This is a genomic window from Streptomyces sp. CO7 (assembly GCF_053474865.1).
Genome location: NZ_JBRIOU010000004.1, coordinates 448,473 through 449,528, shown reverse-complemented (window position 1 = coordinate 449,528; position 1,056 = coordinate 448,473). Strand labels below are relative to the sequence as shown.

General features: G+C 77.7%; 1 protein-coding gene. It reads left to right on the top strand.

Annotated elements, in window-relative coordinates; genetic code table 11:
* The coding region (locus ACOV8S_RS14835) for a polyprenyl synthetase family protein (protein ID WP_448318289.1) at positions 1-1,056 on the top strand (1,056 nt) is incomplete at both ends.

Below are 1,056 nucleotides of genomic sequence, written 5' to 3'. Positions count from 1 at the left end.
GGGCGGGCCCGTGACCGCCCGGGCGGGGACGAACCGGAGGCCGCGGCCCTGCTGGAGCGGGTCAAGTCGGTCGTGGAGCCGGCGTTGCTGCGCGCGGTGGACGGTCTGCCCGGCCAGATCCGCCGCATCGCCCGCTACCACTTCGGCCGGGAGGACGCCGACGGCGCCCCGACGGCCGCACCCACCGGCAAGGCGATCCGCCCCGCCCTGGTGCTGACCGCGGCCTCCGCCCTCGGCGCGGGCCGCGGACCGGCCGCAGGGGAGGAGGCGGCCCGGGCGGCGGTCACCGCCGCGGTGGCGGTGGAACTCACCCACAACTTCACGCTGCTGCACGACGACGTGATGGACGGTGACGCCACCCGCCGCCACCGTGCCACGGCCTGGACGGTGTTCGGTGAGAGCGCGGCCGTCCTGACCGGGGACGCCCTGCAGGCCCTGGCCTCCCGGCTGCTGGCCGAGGACCCGCACCCCGCGGCGTCCGCGGCGGCGGCCCGGCTCGCCGACTGCGTGATCGAGCTCTGCGAGGGCCAGCAGGCGGACACCGCCCTGGAACGGCGCGACCCGGGCGCGGTCACCGTCGAGGAGGTGCTGGTCATGGCCGAGGCCAAGACCGGCGCTCTGCTCGGCTGCGCCTGCGCCGTCGGCGGCCTGTACGCCGGGGCCGACGAGGAACAGGTCCGGGCGCTGGACGCTTTCGGCCGCCAGGCCGGCCTGGCGTTCCAGCTGATCGACGACCTGATCGGCCTGTGGGGCGACCCCGAGCGCACCGGCAAGCCCGCCGGAGCCGACCTGACGGCGCGCAAGAAGTCGCTGCCGGTGGTCGCCGCGCTCGCCTCCGGCACCGCGGCGGGGGACCGGCTGGCCGATCTGTACGCGGCCCCGCCCGGGCCCGGCGACGACCTGGAGGCTGTCCTGCGGGCGGTCGAGGAAGCCGGTGGCCGGGACTGGGCGCACGTCGAGGCGGCCGACCGGATGGCGCGGGCGATGCACGAACTGTCCCGCGCCGTGCCCGACCCGGAGGCGGCCGGCGGCCTGCTCGCCCTGGCCGAGTTCGTC